This window comes from Hansschlegelia zhihuaiae, from assembly GCF_004103825.1.
GTDB lineage: Bacteria > Pseudomonadota > Alphaproteobacteria > Rhizobiales > Methylopilaceae > Methylopila > Methylopila zhihuaiae.
The window spans coordinates 12,354-33,157 of the sequence record NZ_RYFI01000011.1 but is presented as its reverse complement, the minus strand read 5'-3'; the positions used below and the strand labels follow the sequence as shown (position 1 = coordinate 33,157).

General features: G+C 68.9%; 19 protein-coding genes. 8 read left to right on the top strand and 11 right to left on the bottom strand.

The window, feature by feature from the left end; all coding sequences use genetic code 11:
* Positions 1-40 precede the first annotated feature (40 nt).
* On the top strand, positions 41-757 hold the full coding sequence (locus EK403_RS12275; protein WP_128777783.1) for a DUF1428 domain-containing protein: 717 nt from the start codon (positions 41-43) through the stop codon (positions 755-757).
* A gap of 1 nt (position 758) precedes the next feature.
* On the opposite strand, the gene EK403_RS12270 is transcribed toward EK403_RS12275, so the two are convergent.
* Together EK403_RS12270 and meaB are read right to left on the bottom strand one after the other, a co-directional pair.
* Positions 759-1,790, bottom strand: coding sequence for a diguanylate cyclase domain-containing protein (locus EK403_RS12270; RefSeq protein ID WP_128777782.1), 1,032 nt, complete (start codon positions 1,788-1,790; stop codon positions 759-761).
* A gap of 134 nt (positions 1,791-1,924) precedes the next feature.
* On the bottom strand, positions 1,925-2,923 hold the full coding sequence (meaB, locus tag EK403_RS12265; RefSeq protein ID WP_128777781.1) for a methylmalonyl Co-A mutase-associated GTPase MeaB: 999 nt from the start codon (positions 2,921-2,923) through the stop codon (positions 1,925-1,927).
* 181 nt (positions 2,924-3,104) lie between these two features.
* On the opposite strand from meaB, the gene EK403_RS12260 reads away from it, so the two are divergent.
* Positions 3,105-3,302, top strand: coding sequence for a CsbD family protein (locus tag EK403_RS12260; protein ID WP_128777780.1), 198 nt, complete (start codon positions 3,105-3,107; stop codon positions 3,300-3,302).
* Positions 3,303-3,370: 68 nt separating this feature from the next.
* On the opposite strand, the gene scpA is transcribed toward EK403_RS12260, so the two are convergent.
* Complete coding sequence (gene scpA / locus EK403_RS12255; protein ID WP_128777779.1) at positions 3,371-5,530, bottom strand: methylmalonyl-CoA mutase; 2,160 nt, start codon at positions 5,528-5,530, stop codon at positions 3,371-3,373.
* On the bottom strand, positions 5,530-7,500 hold the full coding sequence (locus EK403_RS12250) for a methylmalonyl-CoA mutase family protein (RefSeq protein ID WP_128777778.1): 1,971 nt from the start codon (positions 7,498-7,500) through the stop codon (positions 5,530-5,532). The genes scpA and EK403_RS12250 overlap by 1 nt, the downstream gene beginning before the upstream one ends.
* Before the next feature lie 142 nt (positions 7,501-7,642).
* Here EK403_RS12250 and EK403_RS12245 point away from each other — a divergent pair, with 142 nt between their 5' ends.
* Positions 7,643-8,320 carry a haloacid dehalogenase type II gene (locus EK403_RS12245; RefSeq protein WP_128777777.1) on the top strand — a complete coding sequence of 226 codons (678 nt, stop codon included), beginning with the start codon at positions 7,643-7,645 and terminating at the stop codon, positions 8,318-8,320.
* Here EK403_RS12245 and EK403_RS12240 read toward each other — a convergent pair.
* From EK403_RS12240 to EK403_RS12220, 5 genes are all read right to left on the bottom strand, one after another.
* Positions 8,312-9,349 carry an autotransporter domain-containing protein gene (locus EK403_RS12240; RefSeq protein WP_128777776.1) on the bottom strand — a complete coding sequence of 346 codons (1,038 nt, stop codon included), beginning with the start codon at positions 9,347-9,349 and terminating at the stop codon, positions 8,312-8,314. The two genes, EK403_RS12245 and EK403_RS12240, sit on opposite strands and share 9 nt — an antisense overlap.
* A gap of 280 nt (positions 9,350-9,629) precedes the next feature.
* Entirely contained in the window at positions 9,630-11,012 is a 1,383-nt protein-coding gene (locus EK403_RS12235; protein ID WP_128777775.1) for a dipeptidase, read from the bottom strand.
* A gap of 25 nt (positions 11,013-11,037) precedes the next feature.
* Positions 11,038-11,439 carry a type II toxin-antitoxin system VapC family toxin gene (locus EK403_RS12230; RefSeq protein WP_342633781.1) on the bottom strand — a complete coding sequence of 134 codons (402 nt, stop codon included), beginning with the start codon at positions 11,437-11,439 and terminating at the stop codon, positions 11,038-11,040.
* Positions 11,436-11,681, bottom strand: a complete 246-nt coding sequence (locus EK403_RS12225) for a type II toxin-antitoxin system VapB family antitoxin (protein ID WP_128777774.1) — start codon at positions 11,679-11,681, stop codon at positions 11,436-11,438. Before EK403_RS12225 ends, EK403_RS12230 begins: the two co-directional genes overlap by 4 nt.
* A gap of 50 nt (positions 11,682-11,731) precedes the next feature.
* On the bottom strand, positions 11,732-13,288 hold the full coding sequence (locus EK403_RS12220) for a helicase HerA-like domain-containing protein (RefSeq protein ID WP_128777773.1): 1,557 nt from the start codon (positions 13,286-13,288) through the stop codon (positions 11,732-11,734).
* A gap of 174 nt (positions 13,289-13,462) precedes the next feature.
* On the opposite strand from EK403_RS12220, the gene EK403_RS12215 reads away from it, so the two are divergent.
* From EK403_RS12215 to folP, 3 genes are all read left to right on the top strand, one after another.
* A complete protein-coding gene (locus EK403_RS12215) occupies positions 13,463-13,831 on the top strand; it encodes a hypothetical protein (protein ID WP_128777772.1) in 369 nt (122 codons plus the stop codon).
* A 108-nt stretch (positions 13,832-13,939) separates the two neighbouring features.
* On the top strand, positions 13,940-14,347 hold the full coding sequence (locus EK403_RS12210; protein ID WP_128777771.1) for a DUF4332 domain-containing protein: 408 nt from the start codon (positions 13,940-13,942) through the stop codon (positions 14,345-14,347).
* A 78-nt stretch (positions 14,348-14,425) separates the two neighbouring features.
* Positions 14,426-15,259: a dihydropteroate synthase gene (gene folP, locus EK403_RS12205; RefSeq protein ID WP_128777770.1), complete on the top strand. Its 834-nt coding sequence runs from the start codon at positions 14,426-14,428 to the stop codon at positions 15,257-15,259.
* A 54-nt stretch (positions 15,260-15,313) separates the two neighbouring features.
* On the opposite strand, the gene EK403_RS12200 is transcribed toward folP, so the two are convergent.
* The gene (locus tag EK403_RS12200; protein WP_128777769.1) at positions 15,314-15,910 is read right to left on the bottom strand and encodes a superoxide dismutase; all 597 of its coding nucleotides are present in this window, start codon (positions 15,908-15,910) and stop codon (positions 15,314-15,316) included.
* A gap of 222 nt (positions 15,911-16,132) precedes the next feature.
* On the opposite strand from EK403_RS12200, the gene EK403_RS12195 reads away from it, so the two are divergent.
* On the top strand, positions 16,133-17,806 hold the full coding sequence (locus tag EK403_RS12195; RefSeq protein ID WP_128777768.1) for a hypothetical protein: 1,674 nt from the start codon (positions 16,133-16,135) through the stop codon (positions 17,804-17,806).
* Positions 17,807-17,816: 10 nt separating this feature from the next.
* On the opposite strand, the gene EK403_RS12190 is transcribed toward EK403_RS12195, so the two are convergent.
* A complete protein-coding gene (locus EK403_RS12190; RefSeq protein WP_128777767.1) occupies positions 17,817-19,955 on the bottom strand; it encodes a S9 family peptidase in 2,139 nt (712 codons plus the stop codon).
* Positions 19,956-20,363: 408 nt separating this feature from the next.
* Here EK403_RS12190 and EK403_RS12185 point away from each other — a divergent pair, with 408 nt between their 5' ends.
* Positions 20,364-20,780 carry a Ros/MucR family transcriptional regulator gene (locus EK403_RS12185; RefSeq protein WP_128777766.1) on the top strand — a complete coding sequence of 139 codons (417 nt, stop codon included), beginning with the start codon at positions 20,364-20,366 and terminating at the stop codon, positions 20,778-20,780.
* The last annotated feature ends 24 nt before the right edge of the window (positions 20,781-20,804 follow it).

Below are 20,804 nucleotides of genomic sequence, written 5' to 3'. Positions count from 1 at the left end.
ATCAACATATAAGTCAAGAATGAGCACGGGAAGGAACGTGATGTCCTACGTCGAAGGCTTCGTCGTCGCGGTTCCTGCCGCCAACAAGGACGCCTATCTCGCCCTCGCCAGCAAATGCGCGCCGTTGTTCAGGGAGTTCGGCGCGACCCGTCATGTCGAGGCCTGGGGCGACGAGGTGCCGGACGGGAAGGTCACGGACTTCAAGGGCGCGGTGAAGGCCAAGGACGACGAGGTCGTGGTCTTCTCCTGGATCGAATATCCCGACAAGGCGACGCGCGACGGCGCCAACCAGAAGATCATGAGCGACCCGCGCATGAAGGAGATGGGCGCGGAGATGCCGTTCGACGGCATGCGGATGATCTTCGGCGGCTTCGCGCCGATCGTCGACGAAGGCCCGAAGGGCGCGATGGGCTACGCGGACGGCATGGTCGTGCCGGTCTCCGCCGAGAGGCAGGAGGACTATCGCGCCTTCTCCAGGCACGCCGCGCAGGTGTTTCTCGACCACGGCGCGACCCGCGTGGTCGACGCCTGGGGCGACGACGTGCCGGACGGTAAGGTCACCGACTACAAGGGCGCGGTGAAAGCCGAGGACGGCGAGAAGGTCGTCTATTCCTGGGTCGAATGGCCGTCGAAGTCCGCGCATGACGAGGGCTGGAAGAAGGTCATGCAGGACCCGCGCATGCAGCCGGGCCAGCCCATGCCCTTCGATGGCAAGCGCATGATCTATGGCGGCTTCGCGCCGATCCTCGACGCGTGAGTTAGCCGACCGCCGCCAGGATCGGGATCCGCTCGCGGGCGTTTAGCGGCGCGCAGACGTCGCCGAAGACGCGGAACGCTCCGCGGCCCGCGGCCTTGGCGGCGTAAAGCGCCGCGTCGGCCTCGCCGAACTGACGCCATGGCGCGTCGGAGGTCGAAAGCGCGACCCCGACTGAAGCCCCGACCGGGACGGCCTTGCCGTCGCGCTCCACGGTCATGCGCAGCGCCGCCACGATGGCGCAAGCGATGCGCTCGATGGCGTCGCGGCCGAGATGTCCTCCGAGCAGCACCGCGAACTCGTCGCCCCCGATGCGGGCCACGAGCTCGGCCTCGGCGCAGGCAGCGCTGAGCCGCGCAGCCGCTGTCTTCAGGCATTCGTCGCCCAGCGCGTGGCCGAACGTGTCATTGACCTGCTTGAAGCCGTCGAGATCGATCAGCAGCAGCGTCGAGGACGCGCATTCGCCGCCCATGCGCCGGCCGGCGTCCGACAGCCGCTCCTCGAACACCGCGCGATTGGCGAGGCCGGTCATCGCGTCGACCTCCGCGAGGCGGCGCGTGCGCTCAGCCTGCGACTTCGCCTCCGTGATGTCCTGCTTCATGCCGTAGAGGCGGGTCGACACGCCGTTCTCGCGCTCGACGTCGGCGGTGATGCGGATCCAGCGGCGCGTCCCCTTCGGCGTGACGATCTCCGCGTCGAGCCTGAAGCCGACGCCGGTGCGGATGGCGTTCGCGCGGACACGCGTCAGCGTTCTGAGTGATGGCTCGGCGTAGCAGGCGAGAGTTTCTTGGCGCCGGAGGCGCGCGCCGCGCGGCAGATCGAACATGTCGTAGACGCCGTCGGTCCATTCGAGCGCCTGGTCGCGCAGCGAGCATTGCCAGACGCCTGCCTGCGCGGTTGCGAGCGCAAGGCCGACGATGCGGTCGCGACGGGCAAGTTCGGCGTTTTGCTCACGGAGCAGGACGGTCCGGCTCTCGAGCTCGGAGAGCAACGTCCGCGCCGAAGAGAGGCCGCCCGCGACGTCGGGAAGGTCCATATCCGCGCGTTCGTTTGACTGCGGGACGGCGTGGAGCATCGTGCGGCGCAACCTTTCGGAACCAGGCCGAACCCCTAGATAAGCGACACTTCGTTAAGCATTGCTGTCGCACGGATGAAGGGCTGCGGGCGGCTTCAGAAGCCCAGCACCCTGGCGATCTCGTCGGCCGCGAGCGTCGGGGCGAGTTCGCCCTTCGCGACCTCGGCCTCGAGCGTCGGCACGCGCTCGGCTAGCTTCGGATGCTCGGCGAGGCGGTCGCGGAAGCGGGCCTCCACCATGTCCCACATCCAGCGCACCTTCTGGGCGGCGCGCCGTTCCGCGAATTCGCCCGATTTCTCGCGCGCCTCCCGGCAGGCGAGCACGCGCCGCCAGAGCTCGTCGAGGCGGATGTCCTCCCGACCCGACACCGTCAGCACCTCGGGCGTCCATGCGCCCGATTGGCTCGACAGGATCCTGAGCGCCGCGCGATAGTCGCCGGCGGCGTCCTTGGCCCGCGCCTCGCCGTCGCCGTCCGCCTTGTTGACCGCGATGATGTCGGCGATCTCGAGCACGCCCTTCTTGATGCCCTGGAGTTCGTCGCCGGCGCCGGGCAGCATCAGCACCACGAATACATCCGTCATGTCCGCGACCGTGATCTCGGACTGGCCGATGCCCACCGTCTCGACCAGGATCACGTCGAAGCCCGCGGCCTCCACCAGCAGCATCGTCTCGCGCGTCTTGGCCGCGACGCCGCCGAGGGTGCCGGCCGATGGGGAGGGGCGGACATAGGCGTTCGCGTCGTGGGCGAGCCGGCGCATGCGCGTCTTGTCCCCGAGGATCGAGCCGCCGGTGCGCTTCGACGACGGGTCGACGGCCAAGACCGCGACCTTGTGGCCGTCGGCCGTGAGCCGGCTTCCGAGCGCGTCGATCGTTGTCGACTTGCCGACGCCGGGCACGCCGGTGATCCCGACCCGGATCGCCTTGCCGGTCTCGTTCAGCAGCAACTGCACCATGGCGCGAGCGGCCGCCTGATGGTCCGGGCGGCGTGACTCCGCAAATGTGATCGCGCGCGCCAACGCCGCCCGCTCGCCCTTGCGGATGCGCGCGGCGAAGGCTTCGACGTCGATCCCGGAAGGAGAAGCCGCGTCCGACACTTAAAACCTCAAGGATTTGGCCGACAGCTGTGAAGCACAGCCGGCTCGGCGCGGCGTGATCGATTCACCGCATACGCCGAAAAAATGATCCCGGTCCGCCGAACTGTCATCTCGCGTTCAGCGTTCTCGGGGCATAAGTGTGTTACGGAATGTTTCACACCGCGCGTCGAGGGAGGACCTGATGAACGCGGACCGGCTGGAAGGGCTCTGGCGACAGGCGAAGGGTTTGGCGTTGCAGGTTTGGGGACGGGCGACCGGCAACCGTGCGCTGGTGATGCGCGGCAAGGCCGCGGCCTTCTCCGGCGCCGCGCAGGCAAGCTTTGGCCGCGCGATGGGCGCGGGACGGCTGCTCGGCTTGCGTCGCCGCCTTGGCGTGTGAAACTGCACACCACGCGGCATTGACCTGATCGGCGACCGTCGACGCGGCCCGCCGCAGCGCGGACGTCCTCACTCCGCCGCCTGCGCCTTGGCGTAGCCCAGCCGTTCGTTGAGCAGCCCCATCAATTCCTTCGCCGCGTTGGCCACAACGGTGCCGGGCGGGAAGATCAGGCCGGCGCCCGCCTCCTTCAGCGCCGGATAGTCCTGCGGCGGGATCACGCCGCCCACCACGATCACCACGTCCTCGCGGCCTTCCGCCTTCAGCGCGTCCCGGAGCGCCGGCACCAGCGTCAGATGGCCGGCCGTCATGGTCGAGATGCCGACGACATGGACGTCGTTCTCGATCGCCTGCCGAGCGCATTCCTCCGGAGTGGCGAACAGTGGCCCGATGTCGACGTCGAAGCCGAGATCCGCGAATGCCGAGGCGATGATCTTCTGGCCACGGTCGTGGCCGTCCTGCCCGACCTTGGCGACCAGGATGCGCGGCCGGCGTCCGTCCGCCCGCTCGAAGGCCGCGACCAACTTCTGCACGTCCTCGATCGCGCCCATCTTCCTGGCCTCGCGCTTGTAGACCCCCGAGATCGACTTGATCTCCGCCCGGTGCCGGCCGAACACCCGCTCCATCGCCTGGGTGATCTCGCCGACCGTCGCCTTGGCGCGCGCCGCCTCGATCGATAGCGCGAGCAGGTTGCCGTCGCCGCGCGCCCCGGCCTCGAGCCTGTCGAGCGCCGCGTCGACCGCCGACTGGTCGCGCTCCTCGCGCAGCCGCTTCAGCTTCGCCTCCTGTGCGGCGCGCACCTCGGCGTTCTTGATCTGGCGGACGTCGAGCGTCTCGTTCTCCAGCACCTTGTATTTGTTGACGCCGACGACGGTCTGCTCGCCGGAGTCGATCCGCGCCTGGGTGGTGGCGGCCGCCTCCTCGATGCGGAGCTTCGGCACGCCGGCCTCGATCGCTTTCGCCATGCCGCCGAGCCGGTCGATCTCGGCGATATGGGCGAGCGCCTTCACAGCGAGGTCGCGTGTCAGCTTCTCGACATAGGCCGAGCCGCCCCATGGGTCGATGAACCGTGTCGTGCCGCTTTCCATCGCGAGCACCAGCTGGGTGTTGCGGGCTATGCGGGCGGAAAAATCGGTCGGCAGCGCCAGCGCCTCGTCGAACGAGTTGGTGTGGAGCGACTGGGTGCCGCCTTGCGTCGCGGCGATCGCCTCCAGCGTGGTGCGGACGACATTGTTGTAGACGTCCTGCGCGGTGAGCGACCAGCCGCTCGTTTGGCAGTGGGTGCGCAGCGGCAGCGACTTCGGGCTCTTGGCCCCGAGGTCGGTCATGAGCTTCGTCCAGATGAGGCGCGCGGCCCGCATCTTGGCGATCTCCATGAAGACGTTCATGCCGATCGCCCAGAAGAACGACAGGCGCGGCGCGAAACGGTCGATGTCGAGCCCGGCCGCGAGCCCGGCCTTCACATATTCCGCGCCGTCCGCCAGCGTGTAGGCGAGCTCGAGGTCCGCCGTCGCTCCGGCCTCCTGCATGTGGTAGCCGGAGATCGAGATCGAGTTGAACTTCGGCATGTGCTCGGACGTGTGCGCGAAGATGTCCGACACGATCCGCATCGAGGGCTGCGGTGGATAGATGTAGGTGTTGCGGACCATGAACTCCTTCAGAATGTCGTTCTGAATGGTCCCGGCCAGCTGTTCCTGCGGCACGCCCTGTTCTTCGCCCGCCACGATGAAGAGAGCGAGGACCGGCAGCACCGCGCCGTTCATCGTCATCGACACGGTCATCCTGTCGAGCGGGATGCCGTCGAACAGCGTGCGCATGTCGTAGATCGAGTCGATCGCGACGCCCGCCATGCCGACGTCGCCCGCTACTCGGGGATGGTCGCTGTCGTAGCCGCGATGGGTCGCGAGATCGAAGGCGACCGACAGACCCATCTGCCCGGCCGCGAGGTTGGCGCGGTAGAAGGCGTTCGAGTCCTCGGCGGTCGAGAAGCCGGCATATTGCCGGATCGTCCAGGGCTGCGAGGCGTACATGGTGGGGTAGGGGCCGCGGATGAACGGCGCGAGACCCGGCCAGGTGTCTAGCCCCGCCAAGCCCTCCAGCTCGGCCTCGCCATAGACGGGCGCTACATAGATACCCTCCGGCGTGTTCCAGGGCTCGGCGGCGCCTTCGGGCGCGGCGGGTTCGGGCCGGGTCCAGGGAACGGACGAGAAATCGGGCAGCGTCTTCGCCATCATGCGCCTCCGGCCGCCGCCTTGGCGGCCTCTTTCAACGTCGCGAGCGCATCGTCTCCGGCCGTGACGAAGCGCGTGACGCCTGCTTCGATGAGGGCCTCCGTCAGCTCACCAGGCCTGCCGGCCAGCCAGACCTTCGAGCCGCGCGTCTTCAACCCGGAGACCACGGCCGCCGCCTGCTCGGCATAGCCTTCGTCCGATCCGCACAGGATCGCAAGTCTCGCTCCGCTTTCTTCGAATGCGGCCGCGATCGCCTCCGGCTCCGCCGCTACAGGGCCATCCAGGAACCGCAACCCGCCCGCGGTCAACAGGTTCCGCACGAAACCGGCGCGCGCCGAATGCTTAGCGATCGGGCCGATCAGCGCGAGGAAGACGGGCCCGCCCTTCGCCGTCCGGGCCTCATTCTCCGCGCGGAGCGCCTCGAACGGCGCCGCGAGCCGATCGAGGTCGAGCGCCAGGACGGGGGCGCTCGGGTCCGGCCGCAAATTGGCCCTGAGCGTAGCGATCGAGGCGCCGGACTCGAGCGCCGCGACCATTCCTTCGAAGACGATCACGTCGTGCGTCGGATGTGCGTCCTGCGGCGCGGCCGCGGGCGAGGTCTGCGGGAGCGGCCCGAGGCCCAGCGCGGGAAGGGTCTCGCCACGCTGAGGGAATTCGCTCACACCCACGATCGGCGACTTGCGCCGCGCGACGTTTTGAGCGCGCGCCTCGCGGGTCTCGGCGATCCGCCTCTGCCAAGCGCCGGCGCGAAGACTCGCGAACAGTCCGCCCTCGCGTTCGATCTCCTGGAACAGCGTCCAGGCTCGATCGGCGAGACTGTCCGTCAGCTTCTCGATCGCGCCGGCGCCTGCAGCCGGATCGGCGACGCGGTGCGCGTTCGACTCTTCGAGCACGATCGACTGAACGTTGCGCGCAAGCCGCCGCGCATTGCCGTCGGACCTGCCCAGCGCATGGGTGTGAGGCAGGACGGTGAGCGAATCCGCGCCGCCCACGCCCGCCGCGAAGGCTGCAATGGTGGTGCGCACCATGTTGGTGTGCGCATCCCGGATGGTCATCATCCGCCGCGAGGTCTCCGCATGGATGTGGACCGCCCCCTGATCGAGCCCCGCCTCGCGGCGCCAGCCGGCCCAGAGCAGCCTCAGCGCCCGGATCTTCGCAATCGTCGTGAACTGCTCGGCGTCGACGGAGACTGCGAAGGCGATCGTCCCGGCGGCCTGATCGAGCTCGAGTCCGTTGTCGAGCAGCGCGCGGACATGGTCCGTCGCGCTCGCCAAGGCGCCCGCAAGTTCCTGCGTCTCTCCGCCCCCTGCGTCATGAGTGACGCGCGAGTCGATCATCGTGACAGGGCTCGTAAAGCCCCGCTCGCCGAGAGACGAAACGAGGCGGGCGAAGCGCGAGCGGATTTCCAGCCAACTCACGGGCAGGGCGCCCATGAGTGCGAGATCGCGCAGCAGGTCGATCCCGAACAGGATATTGACGGCGTCCGGATCGAGCCCGCGGCGCTCCACCAACGCGGCCGCCATCGCAGCCGCGATCCGGCCTTCGATAGGCGCGGCGTCCAAATGGAGTGGGACCAGATCGAGCAAAACGCCGTCCAGGGCCCGGTCGAAGCGGTCGAGCGTGTCGGCCGCCACTCCGGAGCCGTCGCCCGGGCGCGCAAAGACGAAGGACAGACCCGAAGCGCCGTTGTTCAGATCCTCGAGCGCCTGCGCGTTCGCCTCGGAAGGCTCGGCGAGGTCGATCCGGGTCATCGCGATCCAGGGCTTGCCAGGCGCTCGGCCCACGATCGGTCGGGCGGGCGTCCGGGGCGCAATCGCCTCGACCGGCGTGCCGTCGACGAGCGTACGACGCAGGATCGGCTCGAGCGGCCGGCCCTTGAGGGCGGCCTCGGCGGCCTTTCGCCATTCGGCTTCGTTCGCCGGGAACTCGGCGGCGAAATCGGTCGTCAGGGCGTCGGGCTCGGCGGTCATATTCGTCTCTGGTGCAGTGCAGCGCGACCCTGCCACATGCGCTCCGTCGCGCCATCTTGGACGATGGAACTATCGGATGCGTGGAACAAGACGCGGCATTGCCCGAAGACATGGCGCAGCCGCGCGCAGGGAGAACCTTTCCATGAGCGAAGGCCCAGGGGCGAAAGTCTACGTCTTCGACGCCTATGGCACGTTGTTCGACGTGCACTCGGCGGTCGCCCGCCACCGCGAGACGATCGGGCCCTCAGCAGATCGCCTTTCCGAACTCTGGCGGACCAAGCAGCTCGAATACAGCTGGGTGCGGTCGTTGGCGGGCCGCTATCGCGACTTCTGGTCGCTGACCGAGGACGCGCTCGATTTCGCGGCCGCGAAGATCGGCGGGATCGCGCCCGAGGCGAGGGCGACGCTGCTCGACGCCTATCGCGCGCTCGACGCCTATCCGGAGATTCGCGAGGTTCTGGGCGAGTTGAAGGCGCAGGGCGCGTCGATTGCGATCCTGTCCAACGGCTCGCCTGCGATGCTCGACGCCGGAGTCTCGGCGGCCGGGATCGGCGACCTGCTCGACGATGTCCTGTCGGTTGATGAACTCGAGGTCTTCAAGACCGATCCTCGGACCTACGCGCTCGTCACGCGCCGCTTCGGGGTCACGGCTGAAGATGTTTCGTTCCAGTCCTCGAACCGGTGGGACATCGCAGGCGCCAAGGCTTTCGGGTTCCGCTGTGCGTGGATCAATCGCGCGGGCGCGCCGGACGAATACGCGGAACTCACGCCCGACAGGACGCTGTGCGATCTGAGAGGGCTGCTCGACGCCTCAGAATGAGACGCCGAGCCGGGCCCGGCCGGCGCGGGTCGAGACGCCGTCGCGCGAGCCGTAGTCGTAATTGACCTTGAACTCGACTCCCTGGGCGAGGCTGGTCCCGACCCCGAGCCCGCCCACGACGCCGCGGCCGGTCGGGCTGCCCAGCACCGCGGCCGTGATCTCCGAGGCGTCGGACCTTGCGCGCAAGCGGTCCGCCTTGAAGCCCACCACCTCGTCCGCGCCGACAAAGGCCTCGAGATCGAGGTTGTGGTTGGGGGCGACCCGCACGGTCTTCGCGCCCGTCAAGCGGATCGTTCCGATCGCGGCGGCGGCGCGCCGTTCCGCGAAGGAAAGACCGCCATTGTCGCCCTTCACGTCGAAGCCGGAGAGGCGGTTGGCGTGCAGCGACAACGTGGCGGCCGGCGTGATCCTCAGACTTTCGACTTCCAGCGTGCCTCCGACCTGGCTGGCGGCCCTCAGGCCAGTCGAGACGGCGCGGCCCTGACACCGCGCATCTTCGGGCCCCTGTCCCAGGCCGTCGAAATCCACCGTGGTCGCGCCGACGAGCCCGCGAAGGAAAGCGGGTCCGTGGGTCACGCCTGCGTAAAGGTCGGCGTGGGCCGCAAGCGATTGGGAGGAGAGATCGCCGGACGAGACCGTCCCGACACCGGCCCCGGCCATTCCGCCCACGACCACGCCCGGCCGGACTTCGCGATCGACGCCCAGACGGAACTGCGACGCCGACCCGCCGGAACCGAGCCGCCCGCCTTGCTCCGCCTGACCGAACGACGCCGCGCCCTGCTCCCAATATGCCTTCGCGTTCGGGATCGGCCGCTTCTTGTCGGTGGGTCTATCCACGCCGAAACGGGCGAAGGCGGCCTCGACCTCTGCCTGGGACAGAAAGACGCCGCCCTCGAGCAGCACCTGGGCCGACCTGATGTCTTGGACCGACGCAGGGGCCGGGGCCGGCTCCTGCGCCAGCGCGGCCGAGGCGAAAACGGCTCCCGTCGCGCCGAGCGTAAGCCCGGCGCGCCATGACAGTCTCGGCATGGGATGAACCTCCGTCGCCGTTCGGACGCCTCCCGCACGGAGCGTCCGCTGCAATGCAGTATGAACGGATGTTCAGAAATCGCACCCCCCTCGGACTCACGAATGCGCGAGGCGGACGGGGTAAGTCCGCGCTAGTGGCCTTCAGGACTCAGGACGCCGGTCGCGCAAAACGATCGCGCGAAGCGTTTCCGACGGCGCCTCTATTTCGTGCGCCGGGCCGATGACGCCCAAGAGGCGTGCATCGCACAAGGCGCGCCTGCGGCACCCGAACGCGCCTCGGTCATTGGCCGAGCGCGGCGAGGATTCTCACCCAGGAACGGGCGCCCTTGCGAAAGCTTTCGAGATCGTACTTCTCGTTGGGCGAATGGATGCGGTCGTCGTCGAGCGCGAAGCCGACCAGCAGCGTGTCGAGGCCGAGCGTCTTCTTGAAGTCCCCCACCACGGGGATGGAGCCGCCCGATCCGATGGTCACGGGCGCGACGCCCCATTCGTCCTCGAGCGCGCGCCGCGTCTTGGTCAGCGCCGGGCTGTCGAACGGCACCTGGATGGCGCGCGAGCCCTTGTGGCCCGTGAACTCGACCGAGCAGTCGGCCGGAACACGCTCGCGCACGAAGGCGCGGAAGGCCTGACGAACGGCCGCCGGGTCCTGTTCTCCGACGAGCCGGAACGAGATCTTGGCGTGGGCCTCGGCGGGGATGACGGTCTTGGCGCCCGCGCCGGTATAGCCGCCCCACATGCCGTTCACGTCGCAGGTCGGCCGCGACTGGATCTGCTCGATGATCATGCGGTCCCGTTCGCCCGCGGGCGTCGAAAGCCCGATCGGGCCGAGGAACGCCTCGGCGTCGAGCCCGAGGCCGCGCCACTGCTCGCGGACGTCGGCGGGCGTCTCCGGCACGCCGTCATAGAAGCCCGGAAGCGTGACGCGGCCGTCCTCGTCGTGCAGCGCCGCGACGATCGCCGACAGCACGTGCAGCGGGTTCCGCGCCGCGCCGCCATACATGCCGGAATGCAGGTCGCGGCTCGCCGCGCGGATGGTGATCTCCTCATAGATCAGCCCGCGGAGCGAGGAGGTGATGGCCGGCCTGCCTTCGCCCCACATGGTGGTGTCGCAGACCAGCGCGGCGTCGGCCGCGAGCTCGTCCTTCGCCTCCTCGAGGAAGCCCGGCAGGTTGATGGAGCCCGACTCCTCTTCGCCCTCGATGAGCATGGTGACCCCGACCGGCAGCGTTCCGGTCGCGGCCTTCCAGGCGCGGCACGCCTCCACGAAGGTCATCACCTGGCCTTTGTCGTCGCTTGATCCGCGGCCGAGGATGATCTTCTTGCCGTCCTTGGTCACGGCGATCTTCGGCTCGAAGGGCGGCGTCTCCCATTTGTCGAGCGGGTCGACCGGCTGCACGTCGTAATGGCCATAGAACAGCACGTGCGGCGCCCCCGGCTTCGGGTGCTTCGCGAGCACCACCGGATGGCCCGGGGTTTCGCGAAGCGCCGCGGCGAAGCCGAGGGCCGCGAGATCGCGCCTCAGCCAGTCGGCCGCCTCGCGGCAGCCGTGGCGATAGGCCGGATCGGTCGAGATCGACGGGATCTTCAACAGCGCGAACAGGCGCTCGAGGCTCTTGTCGAGGCCGGCGTCGGCGGCTTCGAGCGCGCGGTCGAGGTCGGACATGTCGGGCCTTTCGGGACGTCTTGTGTCAGGCGAGGTCGGTGTGGATGAAATCGTCGCCCTTGTAGAGCAGCGACACGCCATGCGCCCTGGCGCACGCATAGGCAAAGCAGTCGCCCATGTTGAGCTGGGCCGGGTGGCCCGTGCCCTTGCCGTAACGCGCCCGGGCCTCGATCGCCAGCCGGCCGATTTCGGGCGTGATGGGGACGGTCGTCACGCGCCCCAGGTCGAGCAGCGCTTCGGTCCGATTGAACGCCTCTTCCAAGGCGCGGGACCTCTCCCTGTTCAGCGCAAGCGCCGCCTCGAAGGCCGCGATCGGAGACGTGATGGGTTCAGCGGCGTCGACAATGCGTCGTTTGAAGTCTTCGCCTTCCGGCTCGCCCAGCAAGATGGCGCAAAGCGCCGAAGCATCGACGAACACGCCTGTCATTCGTCGTTCAGCGCGTCGTAGAAGGCCTTGTCGGCGACAAGGCCGGTGCGTGGCCAGGTCGCGATCTCGTCGACGATCGCCCGCATGGCGGCGAGGCGTCTCGCTCTGTCGGCCGGCTCGTCGAGCTTTGCGAGCTCCGCCTCGCAGGCATGGCGAATGGCGTCGGTCAGGCTCTCGCCCTTCCTTGCCGCCAACTGCCGCACGACCCTATCGGTCTCCGCGTCCCGGACATGAAACGCCATCGTCTAGACTCCGTCGCTCGTCATCTAGATAGCGTCCGACCGGCATTCCATCAACGCCGCAGCAGGCTCCCCAGCACCCCCCGCACCACCGCGCGGCCGACCGAGCCGCCGACCGAGCCGGCGACGGACTTGCCGATCGAGGCCGCGATGTTGCCGGCGGTCTGGTTGACGATCGTCCGGGTCACCTCGCGGGCGACGCGCTGGCCGGGCGCGAGCGTTCCCTTGCGCCCCGAACCGCCGCCGAAGATCGTCTCGAAGATGCCGCCGAAGCCGCCGCCCGCGTCAGCCTCGACCGCCTGCGTCTCCGCAGCCTTCTTGATGAGCATCTCGTAAGCCGACTCGCGGTCGACCACGGCGTCGTACCGTCCCGCCAGCGGCGACGCCTGGATCACGCTTCTGCGCTCCTCGGCGGTCAGCGGCCCGATCCGGGCGGCGGGCGGGCGGACCAGCGTCCGCTGCACGATCGAGGGCGCGCCCTTGCCTTCAAGGGTCGAGACGAGCGCCTCGCCGACGCCCAGTTCCGTGATGACCTCGGCGGTCTTGAGCTTCGGGTTCGGACGGAACGTCTCGGCGGCGGCGCGCACCGCCTTCTGCTCGCGCGGCGTGTAGGCGCGCAGCGCATGCTGGACGCGGTTGCCGAGCTGGCCCGCCACGCTTTCGGGCACGTCGAGGGGGTTCTGCGTCACGAAATAGACGCCGACTCCCTTGGAGCGGATCAGCCGCACCACCTGCTCGACCTTCTCGACCAGCGCCTTGGGCGCTTCGTCGAACAGCAGGTGCGCCTCGTCGAAGAAGAAGACGAGCTTGGGCTTGTCGGGATCGCCGATCTCGGGAAGCTCCTCGAACAGCTCCGAGAGCAGCCAGAGCAGGAAGGTCGCGTAGAGCCGCGGGCTTCCCATCAGCTTGTCGGCCGCGAGGATGTTGACGACGCCCTTGCCGTCGCGGCCGTTGCGCATCAGGTCGGCGAGCGCGAGCGCAGGCTCGCCGAAGAAGTTCGCGCCGCCCTGGGTTTCGAGGACCAAGAGCTGGCGCTGGACGGCGCCGACGGTCGCCTTGGCGACGTTGCCGTATTTGGTCGTCAGCTCGGCCGCGTTCTCGGCGACATGGCCCAGCAGCGCCTGCAGGTCCTTGAGGTCCAGAAGCAGCAGGCCCTGCTCGTCCGCGACGCGGAACACGATGTTGAGCACGCCTTCCTGGGTGTCGTTGAGGTTCATGAGCCGCGCGAGCAGCAGTGGCCCCATCTCCGTGACTGTCGCGCGGATCGGGTGGCCCTGCTCGCCGAACAGGTCCCAGAACACCACCGGGAACTTGTCGTTGACGTAAGGGTCCAGCCCGATCTCCTTGGCGCGTTTGACGAGAAAATCCTTCGGCTCGCCCATCGCTGCGATCCCCGAGAGGTCGCCCTTGATGTCGGCGGCGAAAACCGAGACGCCGGCGTCCGAGAAGCCTTCGGCGAGCGCCTGCAGCGTGACCGTCTTGCCGGTGCCGGTCGCGCCGGTGACGAGGCCGTGCCGGTTCGCGAGCCTCAGCTCGAGATACTCGCCCTTCTCTCGCGCGCCCTTGGCGTCGAAGCTGGTCCCGAGGAAGATCTTGCCGTCTTCGAGCATCGCGCAGTCCCCGTGGTGCGCCGGCCCCCGAGCGCGGCGGCCGCAGCCTCGCGCGGCCCGCGCGTCGATACAAGCTGCGGCGCCCCCGCCGATAGGCGGCTTGTCTTCGCAGTCTCGGCTCCTACTATGCGGCCGACAACAAGAGCCGTGTCTTTGGGTGGGGGAACGACGGGCATGGACGAACTCGTGAACCGCCTGTCGGCGGCCGCCGGCCTCGACCGCGAGAAGGCCGTCGCGGCGGTCAAGACGATCCTCGTCTTCCTCGACAAGGAGGCGCCGCCGGACGCCGTGAAGCAGCTCGTCGACGCCATTCCCGGCGCCCAGCAGGCGCTCGACGATGGACGTCGGGAGCAGGGAGGGTCGGGCGAATATGCCGGCTTCGGCGCCATGGCGGCGTACCACGCGCTCACCGCCGTCGGACTTTCGGGCGGCGAGGTGCAGATCGTGACCAAGGAGCTGCTGGCGCATTCCCGCGACGCCGTCGGCGACGAAACGACCGGGCGGATCGTCGGCGCCGTGCCCGGACTCGAGGCCTTCGTCTGAACGAAGGCGGCCGCCGGGCGGCTCGCCCGAGATTTGCATGAGTCCGATTTCGCCCCGCGTGACCCTGGGGCTCGTTCCAGCGAGGTTCCGGGCGGCAGGAGGCGACGGATGTCTTATCCCATCCTCAGCATCGAAGGCGTCGGTCCGCAGCGGGCCGAAAAGCTGAAGATGCTGGGAGTCCGCACGACTGCGACTTTGCTCGAGCGAGCGAAGGATCCGAGGGGGCGCAAGGCGCTCGCCGCCGCCTCCGGCATCGAGGAGAAAAAGATCCTGAGATTCGCCAATATGGCGGATCTGATGCGGCTGAAGGGCGTCGGAGAGGAGTACGCCGAACTGCTGGAGGCGGCGGGCGTCGACACCGTCAAGGAGCTCAGGACTCGCAACGCCGCGAACCTCACCAAAGCGATCGTCCTGCTCAACGAGAAGAAGCAGCTTGTGCGCCTGCTGCCGTCGGAGAGGACGGTCGCGAAGTGGATCAGCCAGGCCAAGACCATGCCGGCGATGATGACCTATTAGGCGCCGCGCGCCGCGCCTTCCGGCGCGGTCGGAAACATGCTCTTGCTGCGCCGAAACGCGACGAGCCGAGAGCCTGACATGATCGATCCGTCCCCCAAACCTCCATTCGAGGCCGCGCGGCTGTTCGACCGCGCGGGGGGGCCACGTGTGATGGGCATTCTCAACGTCACGCCGGACTCGTTCTCGGACGGCGGTCGCTTCGAGGCCGTGGAGGCCGCCGTGAGGCGCGCGCGGGCCATGGTGGATGAGGGCGCCGACGTCGTCGACGTCGGCGGCGAGTCGACGCGGCCCGGCCACACGCCGGTCGAAGCCGACGAGGAGATCCGACGGGTCGTTCCGGCCATCCGCGCGATCCGCGCCGAACTCGAAGCGCCGATCTCGATCGACACCATGAAGGCGAAGGTGGCGGCTGCGGCGCTGGAGGCCGGCGCGACCATCGTCAACGACGTCTGGGGGCTTCAGCGCGATCCGGACATCGCGAGCGTCGCGGCGGAGCACGGCGCGCCCGTCGTCGTGATGCACCACAGGACCGAGGTCGACGCGAGGCTCGACATCGTCGAGGACATCAAGCGCTTTCTCGGCCGGTCGATCGAGATCGCCCAGAAGGCGGGCGTGCCCGACCGGGCCATCATGCTCGACCCCGGCGTCGGCTTCGGAAAGACAGTCGAGCAGAACCTCATCGCTATCCGCCGCGTCGACGCGCTCGCCGCCATGGGCTTTCCCGTTCTGTTGGGAACCTCGCGCAAGTCGCTCATAGGCCACATCATTCCACGCACGCCCGAAGAGCGGGTCTTCGGCACGGTCGCGACCTCCGTTATCGGCTGGGCGGCCGGCGCGACGATGTTCCGCGTCCACGACATCCGCGCCAACCGCGACGCCCTGCTGGTCGCGCAGGCGGTGCTTTCGGGCTGAACGAAACGGGGCCCGAAGGCCCCGTCGCGATCCGTAGGTTCTCAGCCCGAGGCGTCACTTCGCCTCGTTGTAGAGCTTCTCGACATATTCCCAGTTCACCAGGTTCTCGACGAACGCCTTGAGATAGTCCGGGCGCTTGTTCCGGTAGTCGATGTAATAGGAGTGCTCCCAGACGTCGACGCCCAGGATCGGCGTCGCGCCGTGGACCAGCGGGTTCTCGCCGTTCGGGGTCTTCATCACCTCGAGCTTGCCGCCCTTGAGCGCGAGCCACGCCCAGCCGGAACCGAACTGGGTCTTGCCGGCCTCGATGAAGTCCTCCTTGAACTTGTCGACGCCGCCGAGGTCCTCCTTGATCTTGGCCTCGAGGGCGCCCGGGATCGCGCCGCCGCCATTCGGCTTCATCCAGTTCCAGAAATGGAGGTGGTTGTAGTGCTGACCGGCGTTGTTGAAGAGCCCGGCGTTCTTGCCGTAGGACTGCTTCACGATCTCCTCGAGCGACTTGTCCTCGAGGCCCGAGCCTTCCAGCAGCTTGTTGCCCGTCTCGACATAGGTGTTGTGATGCTTGTCGTGGTGGAACTCGAGCGTCTCTTTCGACATGTAGGGCTGCAGCGCGTCATAGGCGTAAGGCAGCTCGGGCAGCTTGAAGGCCATCGAAAATCTCCGAGATGAAAGACGTCGGTTCCGCCGGGAAGCGGCCCCTCGGGACCCCGCCGGCGGGGTTCGCAGCGGTACATAGGCCCCTGTTTGGGAGCCGACAACGCCGCGCCCCGGGCTCAGCCGCCGATCGGTAAGGGGGCGCCGCCTTTACGCGACCTTCACCACGTCGCAGTGAGTAGTTTGTTCTGTTTCGAGCCTGAGAGGTCCCCGCGCGCCATGTCGATCGTGCTTTATGCGCTTGGGGCGGGGCTGCTGGCCTGGGGCGGCCTGATGCTGCTGTCGGGCGAAGCCTATGCGGCGATCGACATCGCGGCCGGGCTCGCCGGCTCCGGCGCAGTCGCGATCGGTCTCGGAGCGGTCACGGGGGCGATCACCCGACTCGCGAAGAGGGTCGAGCGCGGCGCGGACGGAACGGCGCGTCCCGAAGCCGCCGATTCTGGGCGGCGGCGCGAAGAGGCGCGGGACGAGATCGTCCCCGTTTTCATCGCGCGAGGCCGGGGCCCGGCGCATTTCGAGCCTGCTTCGGAGCCGACCGTCGAACCGGCTCGACCCGCATCCGAAGTCGCGCAAGCGCGCGGGGAGCCCAGGCCGACCGCGGCGCCCCTGCAGCCGACCGCCTCGCCGGAGGAGCCCGAAGCGCCTCCGCCGGAGCCGCCGACGCCCGCCGCTCCGCCGTCCGGTGAGGCCGAAGATCCCGAGGCCCAGAGCCTGACGCGCCGCGAGCGGCGCGCCCGCCGCCTCGCGGCGAAGCAGCAGGCGGCGTCCCTCGAGCGCCGGTCCGGCTTGGCGGCGCCAGGCGGAGGTCTCGCAGCCGGCCTCCAACGCGCGCTCCACGATGACAGGAAGACGCCAGCGCCTTCGGTTGAGAGCGATTCCGCGCCGGCGTCGTCGTCCGACAAGCCCGTCGCGAAAGCCGCGCCGGCGGCTGCGCCTGATGCGCCGCATCCGATCATGCCGACGCGCGCGAGCCTTCCGCCTGCGGGGACCATCCCCGAACCTCCGACCACTGACGCGCCTTCATCCGAAGCGCCGTCGGAGACGGTCCCGCCGGTCGTCGCCGCGCCGGACGCAGACCCCGCGGCCCGCGAGGCCGAACCGCCTTCCGGAGTCGACTCTCCGCTCGCGGCGGACACGCTTCCGACGGCCGCAATAGAGGCTCCAATTGAACCAGCCGCGGAAACGCCGGAGCCGGCGGCCGCCCTTGAGCCGGAGGCGCAATCCGCGCCGCCTTCGCCTGCCCCCGAGGAGCAGCCTGCGCCTCCCACCGTCGTGGTCGAGCCGAAGCCGGCCCAGGCTTCGTTTCCCCCCGCCGAGCCGCGCGTGCCCGAATGGCTGGCGCGGGCCCGCGCGCGGCGGGAGGCGCGCGCGAAGGCCGAGGCCGAGGCCCGCGGCGACGCCTCCGCTCCGCCGAAGCACGAGGAGCCGCAGGCGGCGCCTCGGCCCATGTTCCCCGGCGCCGGCGGGGCTTCACAGCAGGCCGAGCCTGAGCTGCCCCAATCCCTGCCGCCAGCCCGACCGGAGCCTAACGAGCCCGAGGCGACGGTCGAGCCGCCATCTGTGCGCCAGGTCGTCCGCGAGGGGGAGCACAACGGCGTGCTCTATCGCTTTTTCGACGACGGCGCCGTCGAGGCGGTCAGCGCCCATGGCGTGCGGCGGTTCGCGAGCGTGGAGGAGCTGCGCAGCACCGTGACCGCGGCGCGTGGCGAGACGCCGATCGTCGAGAAGCCTGACGACACCGCGCCGCCGGCGCCGGGCGCCGAGCCGGAGCCCAAATCCGACCGCGATCCGCTCGACGAGGCGCTCGCGGAGCTCGAAGGCCGCCACGCGGCGGCGCCCGAACTCAAGATCGATCCCGAGGATCGCTTCGGACCGCCCGGCCGCCGCCGGTGAGGCGACGCTCTCAGGCTTCCGACAGCCCCGTCGCCCGGAGCGCGAAGGCGTAGGCGATCGCCACCTCCTCCAGCCTGTCGAAGCGCCCGGCCGCGCCGCCGTGTCCTGCGTCCATATTGGTGCGGAGCGCGATCGGATTGTCGGAGGTCGTGGCCTCGCGAAGCCGCGCCACCCATTTGGCCGGCTCCCAATAGGTGACGCGCGGGTCGGTCAGCCCCGCGAGCGCGAGGATCGCCGGGTAGGGGTGGGGCGCGACATTGTCGACCGGGCTGTAGGAGTGGATGCGCTCGAACGCCTCCCGGTCCCGGATCGGGTCGCCCCATTCGGGCCATTCGGGCGGGGTGAGCGGGAGCGTCTCATCGAGCATCGTGGCGAGCACGTCGACGAACGGCACCTCGGCGAGGATCGCGGCGAACAACGCCGGCCTCAAATTCGCGACCGCGCCCATCAGCATGCCGCCCGCCGAGCCGCCATGCGCCACGATGCGGCCGGGGGAGGTGAAGCCCTCCGCGCAGAGCGCTTCGGCGGCGGCGATGAAATCCGTGAACGTGTTCGGCTTATGGGCGAGCTTGCCGTCGAGATACCAGCCCCAACCCTTCTCGGTCCCGCCGCGCACATGGGCGATGGCGTAGACGAAGCCGCGGTCGACCAGCGACAGCCGACCGCCGGAAAAGCTCGCGGGCATCGAGATGCCATAGGCGCCGTAGCCATAGAGCAGGCAAGGCGCGGAGCCGTCGAGCCCGAGGTCCGCGCGGTGCAGCACGGTGACGGGCACCCGTTCGCCGTCCGGCGCGACAGCCTGCAGGCGGCGGGTCACATAAGCCTCAGGGTCGTGGCCCGACGGGATCTCCTGGCGTTTGCGCAGCCGCCGCTCACGGCGCGCCATGTCGTAGTCCCAGGTCTCGGCCGGGCGGGTGGGCGACGAGTAGACGAAGCGGGTGAGGTCCGTTTCGAACTCGTGGCCGGCGTCGACGCCGAGCGAATAGGCCTCCTCGTCGAAGGCGATCTCATGTTCGCCGCCGTCCTCCAGCGACCGCACGACGATGCGCGGCAGGGCGTCGACGCGTTCGAGCCGGACGAGGTGGCGGGCCGTCGCCGCATGGTCGAGCAGGTAGACGCCGGGCCGGTGGGCGACGATCTCTCGCGGCCCGGCGTCCGGCGCGTCGGCGTCGACGGCCACGAGCTTGAAGTCGATCGCGTCGTCGGCGTTGGTGCGCAGGAGAAGGGTCGAGCGGCCGCCGAGATCCGGATGGTGGTCGAGTTCGTAGCGCACGCCCGTCCGCCGCGGCCAGACCAGCCGCGGCGCGGCGAGAGGCTCGGCGCGCGGGATCAGATGCGCCTCGCTCGTGTCGTGGTCCGACACCGTGACGACGCAGAACGCGCCCGAGCGCGTCTCCTCGATCCCGACGAACCAGCCCGGATCGGCCTCCTTGAACACCAGCGCGTCCTCGGCGTGGACCGAGCCCAGGACGTGGCGATAGACCTCGAGGGCGCGGTGCTCGTCGTCGAGGCGGACATACCAGAAGCTCGCTCCGTCCGCGGCCCAGACCACGGCTCCCGTGGCGTCGGGGATGACGTCCGGCAGGTCTCCGCCGGTCTCGAGGTCGCGGATCCGGATCGTGAGGAACTCGGAGCCTGCCTCGTCGGCGCTCCAGGCCAGCAGGCGGTGGTCGGGCGAGACGCGCCACGGTCCCAGTTTGAAGAAGGCGCGACCCTGCGCGAGGGCGTCGCCGTCAATGAGAATGGATTCGCCGTCGTCCCGGCCGGCGGGGCGGCGGACGATGAGCGGATGCTGGCCGCCCTCGCGATGGCGGATCGCGTAGTCGTAGGGGCCCTCGCGCGTCGGGACGCTCGAATCGTCCTCCTTGATGCGGCCGCGCATCTCGGCGACGAGCCGCGTCTTCAGGCCGTCGAGCGGGTCGAGCAGCGAAGCCGCATAGGCGTTCTCGGCTTCGAGATGGGCGCGGATGTCGGACGGCAGGACCTCGGGGCGCCGAATCGCCTCGCGCCAGTTCTCCGCCCGCAGCCAAGCGAAAGGATCTTCGAGTCGGACTCCGTGGATTTCGACCACGTGCGGCCGCCGCTCGGCTCTTGGCGGAATGGCCGGACGACGGACAAGATCGGTGGGCGCGGCGGATTGATGCGGCATCGGCGCTCGAAACTTGGGAGGCGGAGGGAGGCGACGCGAAATCGCCGTGGAGGAGCTGAAAGCTATTGATCAGAGGGCGTTCCGACAAGAACAGCGCCGCGCGACGTCGCCCTCTGTGCCGCGTTCGCAAATCCTCGCCGGAACTGAAAGGCTTGCGCTTGCCGACCTGCGGCGCCGGTAATGTGTTCAGTCATCGCGACGCAATTCAAACAAAAGCTGGGAGAATCGTCGCAGAGAACTTGCGCCGTAATGAAGCCTCGTCTATCTAACTCTCAGTCGAGAGCCTTCCGAATCGACGTCCGCCGTAAAAGCGGTCTGAGGCTTCGGTCGACGCAAAGACAGTCCAAGAGGGTCAGGCGGTTTCCGAGTGATCGGCCGGCCCGAAGCACCAGTACGGAACCGGATTTGATGAACGATACCGCTCCCTCGTCTAACTATATCGAGCTCGCGGCCGACATCGTGTCGGCTTATGTCAGCAACAACTCCGTCGCGGTGGGGGATCTGCCCTCGCTGATCAACGACGTGCATGTCGCGCTGACCCGCGTCTCGACCGGCACGGTCGAGACGGTCGCCGAGGCTCCGAAGCCTGCGGTGCCGCTCAAGAAGTCGGTCACGTCCGACTACATCATCTGCCTCGAAGACGGCAAGAAGTTCAAGTCGTTGAAGCGCCACCTCCGGACCCAGTACAACATGTCGCCGGAGGAGTATCGCGAGAAGTGGGGCCTTCCGGCCGATTATCCGATGGTGGCGCCGAACTATGCGGCGGCGCGCTCGGAACTCGCAAAGAAGATGGGCCTCGGCCAGCAGCGCGGCAAGCGCCGCTGATCTTTCTCTCCGCCAATCTCGAAT